This is a genomic window from Janthinobacterium sp. GW823-FHT03B06, from assembly GCF_058796955.1.
The window spans coordinates 40856-59821 of record NZ_JBXAJE010000008.1; the positions used below are offsets into that span (position 1 = coordinate 40856).

The 18966-nt window shown below is 63.7% G+C and carries 12 protein-coding genes; all 12 read left to right on the forward strand.

Annotated elements, in window-relative coordinates:
- Positions 1-72: 72 nt before the first annotated feature.
- The 12 genes from AC1RBA_RS23025 (at position 73) to AC1RBA_RS23080 (ending at position 18903) form a co-directional block, all read left to right on the forward strand.
- Positions 73-1710, forward strand: a complete 1638-nt coding sequence (locus tag AC1RBA_RS23025) for a ShlB/FhaC/HecB family hemolysin secretion/activation protein (protein ID WP_492419915.1) — start codon at positions 73-75, stop codon at positions 1708-1710.
- Between the two features lie 56 nt (positions 1711-1766).
- Complete coding sequence (locus AC1RBA_RS23030) at positions 1767-3545, forward strand: DUF2341 domain-containing protein (protein ID WP_121670715.1); 1779 nt, start codon at positions 1767-1769, stop codon at positions 3543-3545.
- Positions 3546-3558: 13 nt separating this feature from the next.
- Entirely contained in the window at positions 3559-3969 is a 411-nt protein-coding gene (locus AC1RBA_RS23035) for an ExbD/TolR family protein (protein WP_034753784.1), read from the forward strand.
- 10 nt (positions 3970-3979) lie between these two features.
- Positions 3980-4696, forward strand: coding sequence for an energy transducer TonB family protein (locus AC1RBA_RS23040; RefSeq protein ID WP_492419916.1), 717 nt, complete (start codon positions 3980-3982; stop codon positions 4694-4696).
- A gap of 37 nt (positions 4697-4733) precedes the next feature.
- On the forward strand, positions 4734-6470 hold the full coding sequence (locus AC1RBA_RS23045; RefSeq protein ID WP_070219680.1) for a putative porin: 1737 nt from the start codon (positions 4734-4736) through the stop codon (positions 6468-6470).
- Positions 6471-6476: 6 nt separating this feature from the next.
- Complete coding sequence (locus AC1RBA_RS23050) at positions 6477-7178, forward strand: hypothetical protein (RefSeq protein ID WP_492419917.1); 702 nt, start codon at positions 6477-6479, stop codon at positions 7176-7178.
- A gap of 25 nt (positions 7179-7203) precedes the next feature.
- Positions 7204-7692 (forward strand): YbjN domain-containing protein, encoded by a 489-nt coding sequence (locus AC1RBA_RS23055; RefSeq protein ID WP_230506489.1) that lies wholly within the window; start codon positions 7204-7206, stop codon positions 7690-7692.
- Positions 7693-7900: 208 nt separating this feature from the next.
- Positions 7901-11005: a DEAD/DEAH box helicase gene (locus tag AC1RBA_RS23060; protein WP_070290329.1), complete on the forward strand. Its 3105-nt coding sequence runs from the start codon at positions 7901-7903 to the stop codon at positions 11003-11005.
- Between the two features lie 49 nt (positions 11006-11054).
- A complete protein-coding gene (locus tag AC1RBA_RS23065; protein ID WP_492419918.1) occupies positions 11055-12185 on the forward strand; it encodes a PAS domain-containing sensor histidine kinase in 1131 nt (376 codons plus the stop codon).
- A 136-nt stretch (positions 12186-12321) separates the two neighbouring features.
- Entirely contained in the window at positions 12322-13002 is a 681-nt protein-coding gene (locus AC1RBA_RS23070) for a response regulator transcription factor (RefSeq protein ID WP_034753797.1), read from the forward strand.
- Positions 13003-13300: 298 nt separating this feature from the next.
- On the forward strand, positions 13301-14008 hold the full coding sequence (locus AC1RBA_RS23075; protein WP_492419919.1) for a transposase: 708 nt from the start codon (positions 13301-13303) through the stop codon (positions 14006-14008).
- A 194-nt stretch (positions 14009-14202) separates the two neighbouring features.
- Complete coding sequence (locus AC1RBA_RS23080) at positions 14203-18903, forward strand: glutamate synthase-related protein (RefSeq protein WP_492419920.1); 4701 nt, start codon at positions 14203-14205, stop codon at positions 18901-18903.
- The last annotated feature ends 63 nt before the right edge of the window (positions 18904-18966 follow it).

An 18966-nucleotide genomic window follows, 5' to 3' on the forward strand; every position in this document is an offset into this window, starting at 1 on the left:
CATCAGCAACAAAAAAACGCCGGCCCAGCGCCGCAATACAGGGCAACCGTTTGATTTTAAGGTGAATGGAAGATGCGTGAAATGACAACCAAGGGCAGGGGCGTGCCGCCAGCGGCGCCTGCAACCGCCTTGACGATGCTGTGCCTGGCCATGCTGGCGCTGCCCGGCATGGCGCGCGCGCAGGATGCGGTGCCGGCGGCGGCCCCCGTGGCTGCGCCCGAACGGCAAGTGACGATCGAGGAATACCTGGTGCGAGGCAATACCGTGCTCGACGCCCGCGCCATCGAAGAGGCGGTCACGCCCTTCCTGGGGCCGGGCCGCACTTTGAAGGACGTGGAAGGGGCGCGCGACGCCCTCGTTGCTGCATATCAATCCCGGGGCTACCAGTCCGTCTACGTGGACTTGCCGGAGCAGCAGGTGGAGCAGGGCGTGGTGGTGCTGCAGGTGAGCGAAACGAAGGTGGGGCGCTTGCGCGTGGTCGGCGCGCAATACAACTCGCCGCTCGACGTGCGCCAGCAAGTGCCGGCCCTGACGGAAGGCACGGTGCCCGACTTTACGCAGGCGCAAGTGGAACTGACGGCCCTGAACCGCGGTCCCAAGCGCCAGGTGATGCCGCTGGTCAAGCAGGGCAGCCTGCCCGGCACCATGGACGTGGACCTGAAAGTGGACGACAGCAGCCCGTGGCGCGCCAGCGTGGGCTTGAACAACGATTACAGCGCCGATACGAAGAAATTGCGTACCAGCATGTCGGTCGGCCACGACAATCTGTGGCAGCTCGGGCATAGCGCCACCATCAGCTTTTTCGGCACGCCGGGCGACCTGAACCAGACCAAGGTGTGGTCCGCCTCGTACGTGGCGCCGATCGGCACGCAGGGCTGGAGCGTGGAAGCGACCGGCTACCAGTCGAACAGCAATGTGGCCAGCACGGGCGGCACCAGCGTGCTGGGCAAGGGCCATGCGCTGGGCATGAAAGTTAACTACACGGTGCCCAACAGCGGCATCTGGTGGCACAGTTTTTCTGCCGGCATCGATTTCAAGGATAACCAGGAAGCGCTCAAGCTCAATGGCACGGGCAGCAATATTCCGCTCAAGTACGTGCCCCTGAGCGTGTCGTATAACGGCTTTGCGCAGACGGAGGCGGCGACGTATGGCCTCGGCCTGTCGCTGGTGGCCGGCACGCGCGCTTCGTTCGGCTACGGCAGCGACAGCGCTACCTACGACAACAAGCGCTACAAGGCCTCGCCCAGCTTCCTCGTCCTGAAGGGCGACGCCAACGCCACCACTACCCTGGGCAGCGGCGCGCAGCTGTACGGCAAGCTGGCGGGCCAGCTGGCCGATGCGGCGCTCGTGTCGGGCGAGCAGATGGCCGCCGGCGGCGCCAATTCCGTGCGCGGCTACCTGTCGGCCGAAGCGACGGGCGACTACGGCGTGTCCGGCACGGTCGAATGGCGTACGCCTCAGCTGACGTATTTCAGCCGCCTGGAAAACTGGCGCCTGTTCGCTTTTGCCGATGGCGCGCGCCTGCGCCTGCGCGATCCGATGATCGAGCAGAAAGACCTGTTCGGCCTGGCCTCCGTGGGCGTGGGCAGCAGCTTCCAGTTCCTGCGCTACCTGAATGGCCGCATCGATTTTTCGTATCCGCTGCGCGATGGCCCGCGCACGCACAAACACGTGCGCCGCATCAATTTCAACCTGTCGGCCAGCTACTGACGGGCCAGCTCAACAGCACTGCACTTTTTTAGACTTTTCTTCGGAGAATCACTGTCATGCAACGTTTTCTTTTTCTGCTCACGATCCTGGGCACGCTCGTTCCCGGCCTGGCGCATGCCTGGTGGCAGCCCGACTGGGCTTACCGCAAACCCGTCACCGTCGACGCCGGCCCGAAGGCGGGCGCGGTGGGCGGCGATCCCGGCCGCATCCCCGTGCTGCTGCGCTTGCATTCGGGTAACTTCAACTTCGAAGGCGTCAGCGACAACGGCGCCGACCTGCGCTTCGTGGCGGGCGACGATAAAACCGTGCTGAACCACCAGATCGAGCAATTCAATCCGCTCTTGGGCATCGCCCTGATCTGGGTCGACGTGCCGGCCCTGACGGCCGGTACGCCGCAGCAGCTGTGGATGTACTACGGCAATCCGAAGGCGCCCGCCTCCGGCAACGGCCAGCGTACGTTTGACCCCGACTACAGCCTCGTATATCACTTCAGCGAACCGGGCGTGCCCTCGCGCGACAGCACCGCCTACGGCAACCATGCCCAGACGGCCGTGCCGGCGCTCGACGGTTCCGTCATCGGCGCCGGCGCCCGCCTGGGCACCACGCCATTGATGCTGCCCGCCTCGCCATCGCTGGCGCTGGCCGCCGGCGCGCCGTTCACCTTTTCCGCCTGGGTGCGTCCGGACAGCCTGGGCGCCCAGCAAGTGCTGTATGCGCGCCGCGACGGCGCCAATGAATTGCTGATCGGCGTGGACCAGGGCGTGCCCTTCGTGCAGGTCAATGGCCAGCGCAGCAAGCCGGGCCAGCCTATCCAGGCCGCGCAATGGTCGCACCTGGCCGTCAAGGCCGACAAGAACAATGTGGCCCTGTACGTGGGCGGCCGTCCGGCCGTCTCGCTGGCCACCGCCCTGCCGGCATTCAGCACGGCCGCCTCGGTGGGTACCGACGCGCCGCCGGTCGCCGGTGGCGCCGCACTGGCCAACTTCACGGGCGCCATTGACGAGCTGCGCCTGTCGCGCACGGCCCGTCCCGACGCCCTGCTGCTGGCCGACGCCGTCTCGCAAGGCTCCGAATCGCGCCTGGCCGTGTTTGGCGCCGATGAACAGCAGGCCGGCAAAAGCCATTTCGGCTTCATCATCGCCGCCATGCCGCTCGACGCGTGGATCGTCGTCGGCGTGCTGGGCCTGATGATGGTCTTGTCGTGGATCATCATGATCGGCAAGGGCCGCAGCTATGGCGCCATCTCGCGCGCCAATGCCCAGTTCATGCAGTCGTTCCACGAAGCGGCCGGCGCGCCGCTCGATCACCTGGCGCGCAACGGCAAGCTGAGCGCTTCCGTGAAAACGGATTCCTCGCTGTGGCGTCTGTATGACGTGGCCATCGACGAGATGCGCCGCCGCCACGACCGCGGCTACGACTTGAACGCCGTCTCGAACGCGACCATCGGCGCCATCCGCGCCGCCATGGATGGCGTGATGGTGCGCGAAAGCGAGCGCATGTCCAAGCGCATGATCTGGCTCTCGACCACCATCGAAGGCGCGCCGTATGTCGGCCTGTTCGGCACCGTGATCGGCATCATGCTGGTGTTCGTCGTGGCGGCCATGGCGGGCGCCGTGGACATCAACTCGGTGGCGCCAGGCATGGCGGCAGCGCTGCTGTGTACGGCTGCCGGCCTGGGCGTGGCGATTCCCGCCCTGTTCGGCTACAACTGGCTGTCCTCGCGTTCGGACGCCATCGTTGCCGACATGGCCGTCTTCGTCGATGAATTCGCCACGCGTCTGGCGGAAGAGCAGGGCGACGGACGCCAGATGCGTCCCGCGCTGCATCAGGCGTGAGGGGCGCATAACCATGGCCACCTCCGCCAAGTTTACCCCCCGCAAGCGTAGCGGCGGCATCAACATCACGCCCTTCGTCGACGTGCTGCTGGTGGTGCTGGTGATCTTCATTTTGACCAGCAACGCCAGCATCCCCGGCATCAAGGTCGACCTGCCCAAGGCCAGTTCGGCCATGGCGCTGGAAAAACCGAAGACCAAGGCCATCACCATCGACAACGCGGGCCAGGTCTTCCTCGACGCCTATCCCGTCACCCTGCCCGAGCTGGAAGAGCGCTTGCGCACGGAAAAGGCGCTGACGCCCGACTTCCCCGTGATCGTGCGCGGCGACGCCGCCGTGCAATACGCGAAGGTGGTCGAAGTGCTGGACCTGCTGCGCCGCATCGACCTGAACCAGGTGGGCCTGGTGACCGGCAAGCCGGCATGAGGAGCGCAAGGTGAAGCGTGACGACATGATGAAGATGGCCGGCTCGGAATCGTCGGGCGCGGCGCAGTGGTGGCGCCGCTGGGGCGGCGTGGCCGGCGGCGCGCTGCTGGCCGCTGCGCTGGCCGCGCTGGTCTGGTATTTGCTGTCCGATACGGCGGCCACCAAGCGCGAAGTGGCGGCGCCGCCGATGCTGATGCTGCCACCGCCGCCACCGCCGCCGCCGGAACCGGAAAAATTGCCGGAACCGACACCGGACAAGGTGGTGCCGGAAGTGTCCGAGCCGGAACCGACGCCTGCCGACAAGCCCATGGATGACGCGCCGGAAAGCCCGTCGCCGGATAAGGGCGACCCCGTCACCATCGACGGCGCGGCGCAGGCCGGCAGCGACGCGTTCGGCATCCAGGCCGGGCGCGGCGGCGGCATGAGCGGTAGCGGCGGTGGCGGCGGACTCGGCGCGGGATCGTATGGCCGCTACGTCGCCAACGCGCTGCAGCTGGCGTTCGCCCGCGACCCGCGCACGCGCCAGCTGGCGTTCAGCGATATCCGCGTCGACCTGTGGCTCGATACGGAAGGCAGGACGACGAAAGTGCAGCTGGTGCAAGGCACGGGCAATGCGCAGACGGATGAGCAGGTGCTGGCCATGGTGCGCGACTTCCGCGCCGATGAGCGGCCGCCGGCATCCCTGCGTTTCCCGGCCCGCGTATCCATTAAAGGCCGCAGGCCATAGCGTCCTTAATTCATATTAATTTTTACCGAAAGAAGCGATGAACCTCATATTTTCTTCCCCACAGCGTGCGCGCCGCCTTCCGCTGGCGCTGGCCGCTTTCGCCCTGAGCGTGGCGGCAGGCGCGGTACAGGCGCAGGCCGTCCCGGCCGACAGCACCATGGTCAAGCTGATCCGCGGCCTGATCCAGAGCGGCGCCCTGAACAAGGATGCCGGCGAAGCCTTGCTGGCGCAGGCGCAGAGCGAAGCGCTGGCCGCGGCGCAAGCCCGTCCGGCCGCCGCACCGGCCGCCCTGGCGCAGGTGCAGCCTGGCGACGTGCGCGTGCCGTATATTTCGCAAACCGTGCGCGAGCAGATCCGCGACGAGATCAAGGGCCAGGTCATGGCTGAAGCAAAAGCGGGCGGCTGGGCGGCGCCGAATGAAACGCCGGCCTGGACCAAGCGCATCCGCCTGGAAGGCGACGTGCGCGCGCGCTACGAATCGCGCTACTACGACATGGCCAACAGCAATATCGAGATCGACTGGCGCTCGCTCAACAGCGGCAGCGGCTACGACGTCAATTCGAACACCAACCTGGCCCTGCCGGCGTTGCTCAACACGCGCGAAGACCGCAAGCACTTGCTGCGCGCCCGTGCCCGCCTCGGTATCCTGGCCGACATTTCCGACACCACGCAAGCGGGCATCCGCCTGGCCAGCGGCAATGACGACAGCCCGGTATCGACCACGCAAACTCTCGGTGGCGGCCTGGGCAAGAAGAACATCTGGCTGGACCAGGCCTGGCTGTCCTACCAGCCTGCTTCGTGGCTGAAACTGACGGCGGGCCGCTTCGACAATCCATTCGTGTCCGGCGACGAACTGTTTTCCAGCGAACTCAATTTCGACGGCATCGCCGCCAAGGTGCAGCAGCCGGTCGGTGAGAGCAAGGACGTCACCGTGTTCGGCACCCTGGGCCTGATTCCGCTCGAGTATTCGTCCGACAATGCGCCTAGCCGCAGCCAGGCAAAAATGTCGAGCGAAAACAAATGGCTGCTCGGTGCGCAAGTGGGCGCGTCGTGGAAGATCAATAGCGACCATCAATTGCGTGGCGCCTTGGCCTATTACAACTTCCGCAACATCAGCGGCGAGTATTCGCAGCCGTGCGCCTTGTACGCAGGCGCCGATGGCTGCAGCACGGACTGGTCGCGTCCATCGAGCATGCAAAAGGGCAATAGCTTGATGTTGCTGCGCAATATCGCCCTGAATCCGCTCGATCCGGCCAACACGCCGCAGCCGCAATTCGTGGGCCTGGCGTCGAAATTCCGCCTGGCCAACCTGAATGCGCGCTGGGATAGCAAGGTCGCGGGCGGCACGGACTTGCGCATCGAAGGCGACTATGTGCGCAACATGGCCTACGACAAGAATGAAATGTGGGCGCGCGCCAAGGGCGGCATCATGAATAACTTCGGCGGCACGGGCGGCGTCTCGCAAGCCGATTTCAAGAGCGGCGGCAATGCCTACATGCTGCAGGCGACCCTGGGCAAGGCCAGCCCGGCGGCGCGCGGCGACTGGAACGTGCTGCTCGGTTACAAGCGCATCGAACCGGACGCCTTGCCTGACGCCTACAACGATTCCACCTTCCATCTGGGCGGCACGAATGCGCGCGGCTACTACCTCGGTGGCGCGTATGCGCTCGACAAGAATACCTGGCTGAACGGCCGCTGGACGTCGAGCCGCGAAGTGTTCGGTTCGGCACTGTCGATCGACACCCTGCAAATCGAATTGAACGCGCGTTTTTAAGGAGCCATGATGTTGATATCCAACAAAATGCGCCTGCCTTTATTGCTGTTGAGCTTGCTGGCCGCCGGCACCGCCCAGGCGCAGGGACAGAAGGGGCAAAGCATGGAAGAGCGTTTGCGCGCCGAGTTGCGCAATGTCACGGCGCAGCTGCAGCAGACGCGCGGCGAACTGGAAGCGCTGAAAGCCAAGGGCGTGCCGGCCGCCAAGGCGGCGCCCGCCGCCGCGGCGCCTGCCAGCGATGGCGTGAAAAAGGAGCTGGCGCGCAGCCAGTCGCAGCTGGCGCAGGAACGCGCGCAGCGGGAAAAACTGGCCGCCGAGCAGCAGCGCAGCGCCGCCGCCGCACAGGAGGCAACCGCGAATTTGGCGCAGTACCGCCAGGCCGGCGAACGGCTGGCCGCCACGGGCAAGCAGATCGAAGCGGAGCGGGCGCGCCTGGACGGCGAAGTGACGGCCCAGCGCAGTGCCCTGGCGCGCTGCGAAAGCAAGAATGCCCAGCTGTATGCGGCCGGGAAAGAGATCCTGCAGGCGTATGAAAGCCTGGACGTGCTGGACGTCATGAAAGCGCGCCAGCCGTTCGCCGCGCAAAGCCGGGTGAAACTCGAGCAAATCGCGCAGCAGTACGGCGACCAGCTGTACCAGGGCCGCTTTGATGCGCGTCAAACCGAAGCGGCAGCAACGCCGGCCGCGCCCGCGCCGGCCCCCCAATAATCTTTTTGAAATGAATGGAATGACGATGGAAAACACGAATAGCTTGCTGACCACCCTGAACGCTGAACAAACGGCCGAGGCCATCAAGGCGGCCGGCTGCGCCGTCACCAGCATCGAACATGACGGCGTCGTGCGCCTGCACAGTGCCAGCCATGGCATCGGTTTCCAGGTGCTGTGGGGTAACGAAGCCGCGCCTGGCCAGTACGCGGACCTGACCCTGAGCTGCCCGCTGCGCGTGCAGGGCGGCGACTTGCCGGCCGGCTTGCTGGCCGAATGGCACCGCAGCAAGCGTTTCGCCCGCGTGGCCCAGCATGGCGATTTCGTCGTGCTGGAGATGGATGTGCTGGTCGCCGGCGGTGTCAGCAAGGAGTACCTGAATATCAATCTGCAACTGTGGACGCAGATGATGGGCCAGTTCTTCTTGTTTTTGCGCAACTTTACGCCGGCCGATACGAGCACGGCACCGGTAGTCGAGGCCGCCAGCGTGGCCGAAGAAGAAACTGTGCCGGCCTGATAAGCCCTCCACGGGCGGCGAAAAAGGCCCATGACGGGCCTTTTTTGCCGTCAGCGGACCCCAAGTGTCGTATTAAATACTTATTTTTTAGGCATCGCGCATTAAAACTGCTCAAAGAGCGTGTGTGAATCAAGCCAGCAACGCCTGTATGGCGGATAATATTGCCTGTTGCCGATTTGGATACGACCTTTACACAAAAATGCGCCCCATGGATTTTACCCGCGACGAAACCAGTGAAACCCCAGTTGCCCCGGCCAGCGCGCCGGGAGCGCCTTTGCCGTATGCCGTCGCCACCTGGCTGCAGCGGGTGGAGGCTGCCGCCCATCCGAAGGCCGTGCTGACGATTGCCGAGCCCGATCCCAAACTCAACCAGCACCGCCTGATCTACGTGCTGGCGCCCACCAGCGGCGGCCGCCACGTGGCCCTGTGCCTGTACAAGGCGCGGCTGCGGCCGAACGGCGATGTGGCGGCGGCGTCCCCCATCAGCGAAATCTTTTCCCTGCTGTCGGCGCCGCCCACGTTTTTGACGCCGGCCGACGAAGACCTCGTGCGTTTCTTCGTGGCCATGCGCAGCGGTCAGAATTCGCAGACGGGCAGCGCCACGGAGCCGAAGGGCAAGGTGGGCGCAGCCCTGCTGAAAATGCTGGCAGAGCAGGATAAATTGTTGTGGGCCAATTCCTGGGCCGACGTGGGCAATGGTCTCGTGTATCCGTTGAAGGAAGGTCCCGTGCGTCCCGCCCGCCTGTTCTGGCGCGACGAAGGCAAGACCATGCGCCTGGGCTGGCAAGTGGACCCGCCGGAAGGCGCGAAGCACCATGGCGCCGACCAGATCGACTACATGCTGCCCACCGATCCGCCGTGGTACATCGACAATCTGTCGTGCGGCGTGCTGGAACTGAACCAGGGCGGCTCCGACATTTCCCTGGCCGACCTGCAGGCGCTGGTGGCGCAGGCGCCGCCCCTGAATGCGAACGACAAGGTGCGCGTGTCGCAGTTGCTGCTGGCGCAAGGCTTGCAGCATCTGATGCCGCTGCCGCAACCGTTGCCGCAGCGCTTGCGCAAGGACGTGCCGGCGCAACCGGTGTTGCTGCTGGACAGCGCCATGCTGGCCGATGGCAGCCTGCAGCGCTGGAGCGACTTCGCCGTGCTGTCCTACGACTACGATGGCGAAAGAGTCTCGTTCGACCCGTCGCAGCGCGTGGTGCGGCAAGTGGGCGAGGTGACGGAAATTATCCAGAGAAATACGGTCGATGAAGCGCGCGCGCTGGCTACCCTGGCCGAGCTGCAATTCAAGAAGCCGGGCTCGGCTCCCTTGAGCGGCTTGAAGGGCGCCTTGCTGCTGCCTTCCCAGGCGGAATGGCTGCGTTTTGCCGAGTCCGGCATCGACGCCTTGCTGGCGCAGGGCTGGATCGTGGAAAAGACGGCCAAGTACCGCTACGACGTGAGCGACGTGGGCGACTGGTACGCGGAAATCGATGACCAGGATCCGGACAGCGGCAACGCCTGGTTCGAGCTGGAACTGGGCATCGTCGTCAACCACGAGCGCGTGCCGCTGCTGCCCGTGCTGGTGCAGCTGATCCGCAACGCGCCCAACGATTTCAATCCGAAAGTCATCGAAGCACATGCGGACGATGACCAGATGCTGGCAACCTTGCCGGACGGCACGCGCGTGGCCCTGCCGTGGGGCCGCGTGCGTCCGATTTTGAACACGCTGGGCGAACTGTATTTCAGCGACAAGATCAAGCGTGCCGTGCGCATGTCGACGCTCGATGCGGCGCGCCTGGAAGAGCTGGCGCGGGGCCTGGACATGCAGTGGACGGGCGGCGAACAGCTGCGCGCCATGGGCCGCAAGCTGAGCCAGTTCGGTTCCGTGCAAAAAGTGGCGGCGCCCGCCGGCCTGCAGGCAACCTTGCGCGATTACCAGGCCGACGGCCTGGCGTGGATGCAATTCCTGCGCGACCACGACCTGGCGGGCATCCTCGCCGATGACATGGGCTTAGGTAAAACGGTGCAAACGCTGGCGCATATCCTGGTGGAAAAGGAAGCGGGCCGCCTTACGCATCCGGCCCTGGTGATTGCACCGACGAGTCTGATGGGCAACTGGCAGGACGAGGCGGCCAAGTTCGCGCCCAGCCTGAAGGTGTTGCTGCTGCAAGGCAAGGACCGCGCCCAGCAATTCGACCAGATCGACCAGTGCGACCTGGTGCTGACCACGTACGCGCTGTTGCCGCGCGACGAGGAAACCTTGCGCGAGCACGATTTCCACCTGGTCATTCTCGACGAATCGCATTACATCAAGAATACGCGCAGCAAGGCGGCGCAAAGCGCGGGCCTGCTGCGCGCGCGCCACCGCCTGTGCTTGTCCGGCACGCCGCTGGAAAATCATTTGGGCGAACTGTGGTCGCAATTCCACTTCCTGCTGCCGGGCTTGCTGGGCGACGAGAAGACGTTCAACACCCAGTTCCGCCACCCGATCGAGCGCCAGGACGATCCGCTGCGCCGCATGCTGCTGAACCGCCGCATCAAACCGTTCCTGCTGCGCCGCACGAAGGACAATGTGGCCAAGGAATTGCCGCCGAAAACGGAAATGGTGCGCAAGGTGGAATTGACGGGGCCGCAGCGCGACCTGTATGAAACCGTGCGTCTTGCGATGGATCAAAAGGTCCGTGAAGAAATCGACAAGAAGGGCGTGGCGCGCAGCCAGATCGTCATCCTCGAAGCGCTGCTGAAACTGCGCCAGGTCTGCTGCGACCCGCGTCTGGTGAAATCCTTGCCGGCGAAGAAGCAGTCGGCCGGTTCGGCCAAGTTGCTCGACCTGATGCAGATGGTGGAAGACTTGCTCGACGAAGGGCGCAAGATCCTCGTCTTCTCGCAATTTACCAGCATGCTGGAATTGATCGAGGAAGAGCTGGAATCGCGCGACATCCCCTACGCGCTGCTGACGGGCGAAACGAAGGACCGGGGCGCGCAGGTGGCGGCCTTCCAGCAGGGCGCCGTGCCGATCTTCCTGATCAGCCTGAAGGCGGGCGGCGTGGGCCTGAACCTGACGGCCGCCGACACGGTCATCCACTACGATCCGTGGTGGAATCCGGCGGCGGAAAACCAGGCCACGGACCGCGCCTGGCGCATCGGCCAGGATAAGCCCGTGTTCGTCTACAAATTGATTGCGAAGGGCACCCTGGAAGAAAAAATCCAGCTGCTGCAGCAAAAGAAATCGGAGCTGGCGCAATCGATCCTGGCCGAAGGCGAATCGCAGAAGATGGCCCTCACGCAGGAAGACTTGCAGCAGATTTTCGCCCCGCTGGAAGATTAAGGGCAGCGCACGCTTATACTTGGCAATTCTTTCTTGCCAGGTATAACGCATGCTGCCTATTTTCCTCCTGCTGCTTGCCGGCGCCGTCCTCATGGCGCTGCGCTTCGTCCAGTTGCGCCGCGCCCTGCTGCGCGCGCGCGCCGGCGAAGCGACGTTCCGCCTGCTGGCCGAACATGGGCGCGACGCGGCCTTCCTGCTCGACGCCACCACCCTCGAATTACGCTACATCAGCCCCGCGGCGCAACGCCTGACCGGTTACGACCAGGCAGCCTTGCGTGAACACGCGGCACGCCTGGCGGCGGACGTGCCGGCCCGGCTGCAGCGCTGGCGCGATGGCGACACCAGCCGTTTGACCCTGCTGCGCGAAGTGGAATTGCCGCACGCCGACGGCCGCCTGCTGGCGCTGGAAATCAGCTCGACCATCGTGCCCGCGTCGGCGAGGGAACGGGGCATCACCATCGTCGGCACGGTGCGCGACGTCAGCGTCGCCCACGCGCAGGAAGCCGAGCGGGAAAAGGAGCAGAAGCGTTTCGCCTCGATGCTGTCGCATGAATTCCGCACGCCGCTGGCCACCATCGACGGCGCCATCCAGCGCCTCGTCTCGACGTCGAACGAGGCTGACGAAGCCACGCGCAAGCGCTACGTGAAAATCCAGACGGCTGTCGACCGTTTGTTGGCCATGATCGACGACTATTTGTCGCCCGAACGCATGGCGGCCATCGGCCGCGAGCGGGCGGCCGACGGCATCGCGCCGCTGGCCTTGTTGCAGCAGGCGGCCGCCACCGTGCCGGCCAGTCACCGCGTACAGCTGGAACTCGATGAAGACTTGCCGGCCCGGCTGCGCTGCGACGTGCCCGGTATGGCCCTGTGCCTGAAAATCCTGCTCGACAACGCGGTCAAGTTCAGCCCGCCGGGCAGCAGCATCACCGTGTCGGGCAAGCTGGTGCCCGAAGGCGGCGTGGCGCTGTGTGTGCGCGATGCGGGACCTGGCTTGCGGGAAGAAGAAATGGTGCAATTGTTTGAAAAAGGTTTCCGTGGAACCGATGCGACGCATGCCGGTGCGGGCCTGGGCCTGTACATGGCGCGCGCCGTGGTGGACGTGCATGGCGGGAGTTTGCAGGGGCATAATCTGCCCGAAGGTGGGGCTATTTTCCGCATTTGGCTGCCGCTTCCTGGCTAGACTAGAAAAAAGTTGCTTCCGCTGAAGGCAACCGTGATAATTCCTTGACGTAAACCTATTGTGCCGTCCATCATGGTGCAGAAGTGAATGGCATGGTTTGCCCACGGTAGCTCACTAATGGAAGAATGGCGTTGCAATGACGAAAATACTGATCGTCGAAGACAATCTGGACTACGCCGAAGACATGGCGGAGTTTCTCGTTGAGCTCGAACACGAAGTGCATATCACCAGCTCCGCTGGCGGGATGTGGACGGCGTTGAGCCATGGCAATGTCGGGGTGGTCGTGCTGGACCTGGGCTTGCCCGATGAGGATGGCTTCAACGTCATCCCCCGCATGCGCCAGCTGTATCCGCAGATCGGCGTGCTGGTGCTGACGGGGCGTGTCGCCTTCGACAGCCGCATCCTCGGCTTGCGCCTCGGTGCCGACCACTATCTGACCAAGCCGATCAAATTCCCGGAACTGGCTGCCCACATCGAGGCGCTCGACCGCCGCGTTGGCCCGCAAGATCCCGTGCCCGAGCCGGGCAAGTGGACCTTGAAAGTAAGCGCTCGCCAACTTGAATTGATGGGCGCCGTCATCGCCCTGACGGAAAAGGAATTCAACTTCCTGCATCTGCTGACCATCAATACCCGCCCCGTGCCGCGCGACGTCATCGTGGCCGGCATGGGCGGCGAAGATCCCGATGCGGGCCGCCGGGTCGACATGCTCGTGTACCGCCTGCGCAAGAAAGCCAAGACCGGCCTGGGCCAGGACTTGCCGCTGCGCAGCGCGTATGGCGAGGGCTACAGCCTGTCGGCCAGTTTTAACCTGTCCTGACTGCCAGAGGCGGCCAGCATGAAACGGCGATTCCTATCTGGCCTGTTGTTGATCGTTGCACTGGCCAGTGCCGCTCTCTGGCTGCGCAAGGAGTGGAAAATTGATAGTTGCCTCGATCATGGTGGTCGTTGGGACTACCAACTTGCCGCCTGCGAAGGTGCATAGTCTCCTGCAGGACAATTCAGGGACAGAGTCAATCGCTTTTTTCAAGATTTCAAATAAAACAGGGTCAGAGTCGCGTCCTGCGCTCGCAAGTGTGTAAAATCAAGGCCTTCGCCTTCATTTTACGACTTTCCCCATGGCCCGTTTGCCCCGCCTCATCATTCCCGCACTGCCCCATTACGTGATCCAGCGCGGCAGCAACCGCCAGAGCGTGTTCCAGGACGCGGCCGACTACACGCAATTTCTGTCCTGGCTGAAAACGGGCGCGAAAATGTTCAAGGTGGCCATCCATGCCTACGTTTTATTGCCAGATCAGCTACATTTATTGGCGACGCCAGCCGATGCGACGGGACTGGGACAGCTGATGCAGTGGCTGGGGCGCTATTACGTGCCGTATTTCAACCAGAAATACGGCCGTGAAGGGGCGCTGTGGCAGGGACGCTACAAAACTTCCGTCATCGATCCCGACAATTTCTTCCTTACTTGCTGCCGTTACCTGGAATGCGTGCCCGTGCAAACGGGGTTGGCGGGCCAGGCGCTCGATTACAGCTGGTCCAGCTATGCCCACCACGCCGGTGTGCGGCCCGATCCCGTCATCACCGACCATGCGCTGTACTGGGCGCTGGGCAACACGCCGTTCGACCGCGAGGCGGCGTATCTGCGCCTGTTCGAGCAGGGACTGGGCAGCAGCGAGGTGAAAACCGTGGAACAGGCTGTTTTGAAGGGCTGGCCGCTTGGTTCCGACGCTTTCAAGCAGGCGCTGGAGCAGAAAATGCAGCGGCAAGTGCTGCCGGCCAAGCGGGGCCGTCCCCGCAAAGTCGCGGCCGCAACGGACGCCAATTGAAAAGCATTCGCATTTAAAACAAAAAATGGTTGCTTTCTGACGTTTTATTGAAATGGCTTCGACTATGTCCCTATTAAATTTTTAGAGCGACGGAATCGAATTTAATTCGACTCCGACCCTAATTGTTCTGGTTGAGTTTTTTGTTGCGTTGCACTACTCTAGTTTTTCGATAGTCATATGCAGCGGAGAAGCCCATGAAAGCGCAAGGCCTGTACGACCCAGCCAATGAACACGATGCCTGCGGCGTCGGTTTCGTCGCCCATATCAAGGGCAACAAGACCCATTCGATCGTCGAACAGGGTTTGCTGATTCTGAAAAACCTCGATCACCGGGGCGCCGTGGGCGCCGATGCGCTGATGGGCGATGGCGCCGGCATCCTGATCCAGATTCCCGACCAGTACTACCGCGAAGAAATGGCCAAGCAGGGCGTGGAATTGCCGCCGCCTGGCGAATACGGCGTGGGCATGGTCTTCCTGCCGAAGGAACACGCGTCGCGCATCGCCTGCGAACAGGAAATCGAACGCGCCGTGCGCATCGAGGGCCAGGTCGTGCTGGGCTGGCGCAACGTGCCCATCGATACGGACATGCCGATGTCGCCCACCGTGCGCGCCAAGGAACCGGTCATCCGCCAGATCTTCATCGGCCGCGGCCCGGACATCATGGTCACCGACGCGCTCGAGCGCAAACTGTATGTGATCCGCAAATCGTCGGGCCACGCCATCCAGGCCTTGAAACTGCTGCACGGCAAGGAATTCTTCGTGCCGTCGATGTCGGCCCGTACCATCGTCTACAAAGGCTTGCTGCTGGCCGACCAGGTGGGCGTGTACTACAAGGACTTGCAGGACGCGCGCTGCATCTCGGCCCTGGCCCTGGTGCACCAGCGTTTCTCGACGAATACCTTCCCGGAATGGCCGCTGGCCCACCCGTACCGCCTGATCGCCCATAACGGCGAGATCAACACGGTGAAAGGCAACTTCAACTGGATGCGCGCGCGCGAAGGCGTGATGAAGTCGGCCGTGCTGGGCGACGACCTGCAGAAACTGTTCCCGCTGATCTATGAAGGCCAGTCCGACACGGCCTGCTTCGACAATGCGCTGGAACTGCTGCTGATGGCCGGCTACCCGATCGCCCAGGCGATGATGATGATGATTCCGGAAGCGTGGGAAAACCACACGACGATGGACGACAACCGCCGCGCTTTCTATGAATACCACGCGGCCATGATGGAACCGTGGGACGGCCCCGCCGCCATGGCGTTTACGGACGGCCGCCACATCGGCGGTACCCTGGACCGCAACGGCTTGCGTCCGGCGCGCTACATCGTCACGGACGACGACCTGGTGGTGATGGCGTCGGAATCGGGCGTGCTGCCGATCCCGGAATCGAAAATCATCCAGAAATGGCGCTTGCAGCCCGGTAAAATGTTCCTGATCGACCTGGAAGCGGGCCGCATCATCGACGACCAGGAACTGAAAAACACTTACGCCAACGCCAAGCCGTACAAGGCGTGGATCAACTCGGTGCGCATCAAGCTCGACGAGATCAAGCTGGCCGAAGGACAAGCCAAGCAAGACCGCGCCCAGGGCGAAAAAGCCCAGCCGTCGCTGCTCGACCGCCAGCAGGCGTTCGGCTACACGCAGGAAGACTTGAAATTCCTCATGGCGCCGATGGCACTGGCCGGCGAAGAGGCGACGGGCTCGATGGGCAATGACTCGCCGCTGGCCGTCATGTCGAACAAATTGAAGCCTTTGTATAACTACTTCAAGCAATTGTTCGCGCAAGTGACGAATCCGCCGATCGACCCGATCCGCGAAGCGATGGTGATGTCGCTGGTGTCCTTCATCGGCCCGAAACCGAATTTGCTCGACACCAACAACGTCAACCCGCCGATGCGCCTGGAAGTGGCGCAGCCCGTGCTGGGCTTTGACGACATGGCGCGTCTGCGCAACATCAGCGCCCACACGGGCGGCAAGTTCAAGTCGTACGAGCTGGACATCTGCTACCCGCTGGCCTGGGGCAAGGAAGGCGTGGAAGCGTGCCTGGCCTCGCTGTGCGCGGAAGCCGTCGACGCCGTGAAATCCGGCCACAACATCCTGATCGTCTCGGACCGCGCCATCTGCGCCGACCAGGTGGCGATCCCCGCGCTGCTGGCCACGTCCACCGTACACCAGCACCTGGTGAGCAAGGGTTTACGGGCGTCCACCGGTCTCGTCGTGGAAACGGGCTCGGCCCGCGAAACGCACCACTTCGCCTTGCTGGCCGGCTATGGCGCGGAAGCCGTCCACCCGTACCTGGCCATGGAAACCCTGGCCGAGATGGCGCACGGCTTGCCCGGCGACCTGTCGGGCGACAAAGCCATCTATAACTACACCAAGGCGGTCGGCAAAGGCTTGATGAAGGTCATGTCGAAGATGGGCATTTCGACCTACATGTCGTACTGCGGCGCGCAAATCTTCGAAGCCATCGGCCTGAACAAGTCGCTGGTGGACAAATACTTCAAGGGCACGGCCTCGAACGTGGAAGGCATCGGCGTGTTTGAAGTGGCGGAAGAGGCGCTGCGCCTGCACGCGCTGGCCTTCGGCAACGATCCCGTGCTGGTCGATAAGCTCGACGCGGGCGGCGAGTATGCGTTCCGCGTGCGCGGCGAAGACCACATGTGGACGCCGGACGCGATTGCGAAATTGCAGCACTCCACGCGCAGCAACAATTTCTCCAGCTATAAGGAGTATGCGCAAATCATTAACGACCAGAGCCGTCGCCACCTGACCCTGCGCGGCCTGTTCGAATTCAAGCTCGACCCGACCAAGGCGATCCCGCTCGACGAAGTGGAACCGGCCAAGGAAATCGTCAAGCGTTTCGCCACGGGCGCCATGTCGCTCGGTTCGATCAGCACGGAAGCGCACGCAACGCTGGCAGTGGCCATGAACCGCATCGGCGGCAAGTCGAACACGGGCGAGGGCGGCGAAGATCCGAACCGCTACACGCAGGAACTGAAGGGCATCCCGATCCGCCAGGGCGACACCATGGCGTCCGTCGTGGGCGCCGAGCAGATCGTCGTCGACATTCCGCTGCAGGAAGGCGATTCCATGCGCTCGCGCATCAAGCAGGTGGCGTCGGGACGTTTCGGCGTCACGGCCGCCTACCTGAACTCGGCCGACCAGATCCAGATCAAGATGGCGCAGGGCGCCAAACCGGGCGAAGGCGGCCAGTTGCCGGGCCATAAGGTGTCCGAATACATCGCCAGCCTGCGCTTTTCCGTGCCGGGCGTGGGCCTGATTTCGCCGCCGCCGCACCACGACATCTATTCGATCGAAGATCTGGCGCAGCTGATCCATGACTTGAAGAACGCCAATCCGCGCGCCTCGATTTCCGTGAAGCTGGTGTCGGAAGTGGGCATCGGCACGGTCGCTGCCGGCGTCACCAAGGCCAAGGCCGACCACGTGGTCGTCGCCGGCCACGACGGCGGCACGGGCGCCTCGCCTCTGTCGTCCGTGAAACATGCGGGCACGCCGTGGGAGTTGGGTCTGGCTGAAACGCAACAAACGCTGGTCTTGAACGGTTTGCGCAGCCGCATCCGCGTGCAGGCCGACGGCCAGATGAAGACGGGCCGCGACGTGGTCATCGCCGCCCTGCTGGGCGCCGACGAGATCGGTTTCGCCACGGCGCCGCTGGTGGTCGAAGGCTGCATCATGATGCGCAAATGCCACTTGAATACGTGCCCGGTGGGCGTGGCCACGCAAGATCCCGTGCTGCGCGCCAAGTTCTCGGGCAAACCCGAGTATGTCGTCAATTACTTCTTCTTCGTTGCCGAGGAAGCCCGTCAATTGATGGCGCAGCTGGGCATCCGCACGTATGACGAGCTGATCGGCCGTGTCGACTTGCTCGACAAATCGAAGGCGATTTCGCACTGGAAGGCGCAGGGGCTGGACTTCTCGTCCATTTTCTACAAGCCGGAAACCCCGGATGGCCAGGCTTGCCGTCACGTGGAATTCCAGGATCATGCGCTGGAAAAGGCGCTCGACCACAAGCTGATCGCGCAAGCGCGCGCGGCGCTGGAAAAGGGCGAGCGCGTCTCCTTCATCTCGCCCGTGCGCAACTTGAACCGCACGGTGGGCACCATGTTGTCCGGCGAAGTGGCGAAGAAATACGGCCACGCCGGCTTGCCGGACGACACCATCCACATCCAGTTGCAAGGCACGGCGGGCCAGTCGGCCTGTGCCTTCCTGGCGCACGGCATCACGATCGACCTGGTGGGCGAGGGCAACGATTACGTCGGTAAAGGCTTGTCGGGCGGACGCATCATCGTGCGGCCCAATACCGAGTTCCGCGGCTGGGCCGTGGACAACATCATCATCGGCAACACGGTGCTGTACGGCGCCATCGCCGGCGAAGCGTTCTTCAACGGCGTGGCCGGTGAACGCTTTGCCGTGCGCAACTCGGGCGCCACCACGGTGGTCGAGGGCCTGGGCGACCATGGCTGCGAATACATGACGGGCGGCACGGTGGTGGTCTTGGGCAACACGGGACGCAACTTCGCGGCCGGCATGTCGGGCGGCATCGCCTATGTGTATGACCCGGCCGGCGACTTTGCCACCAAATGCAACACGGCCATGGTCAGCCTGGACAAGGTCGTGTCGGCAGCGGAACAGCATGTCGACCGCGACGCCTGGCACACGCAGCACCGCGACGGCGTACCGGAAGCGGATGAAGTCATCCTCAAGCGCCTGATCGAGCGTCACTTCAAGCACACGGGCAGCACCCGCGCCCGCGTCCTGCTCGACGACTGGGCTGCGGCGCGCGGCAAGTTCGTGAAAGTCTTCCCGAACGAATACAAGCGCGCGCTGATCGAGATGGCAGCGGACGCCGCCATGGAAGTGCAAGCCGTCGCCGCCTGAGCCAGCCAAGCTCATTGCCAAATGAATGACCAGGGAGCGGCCCGGCCGCTCCCCGCCAGCCAA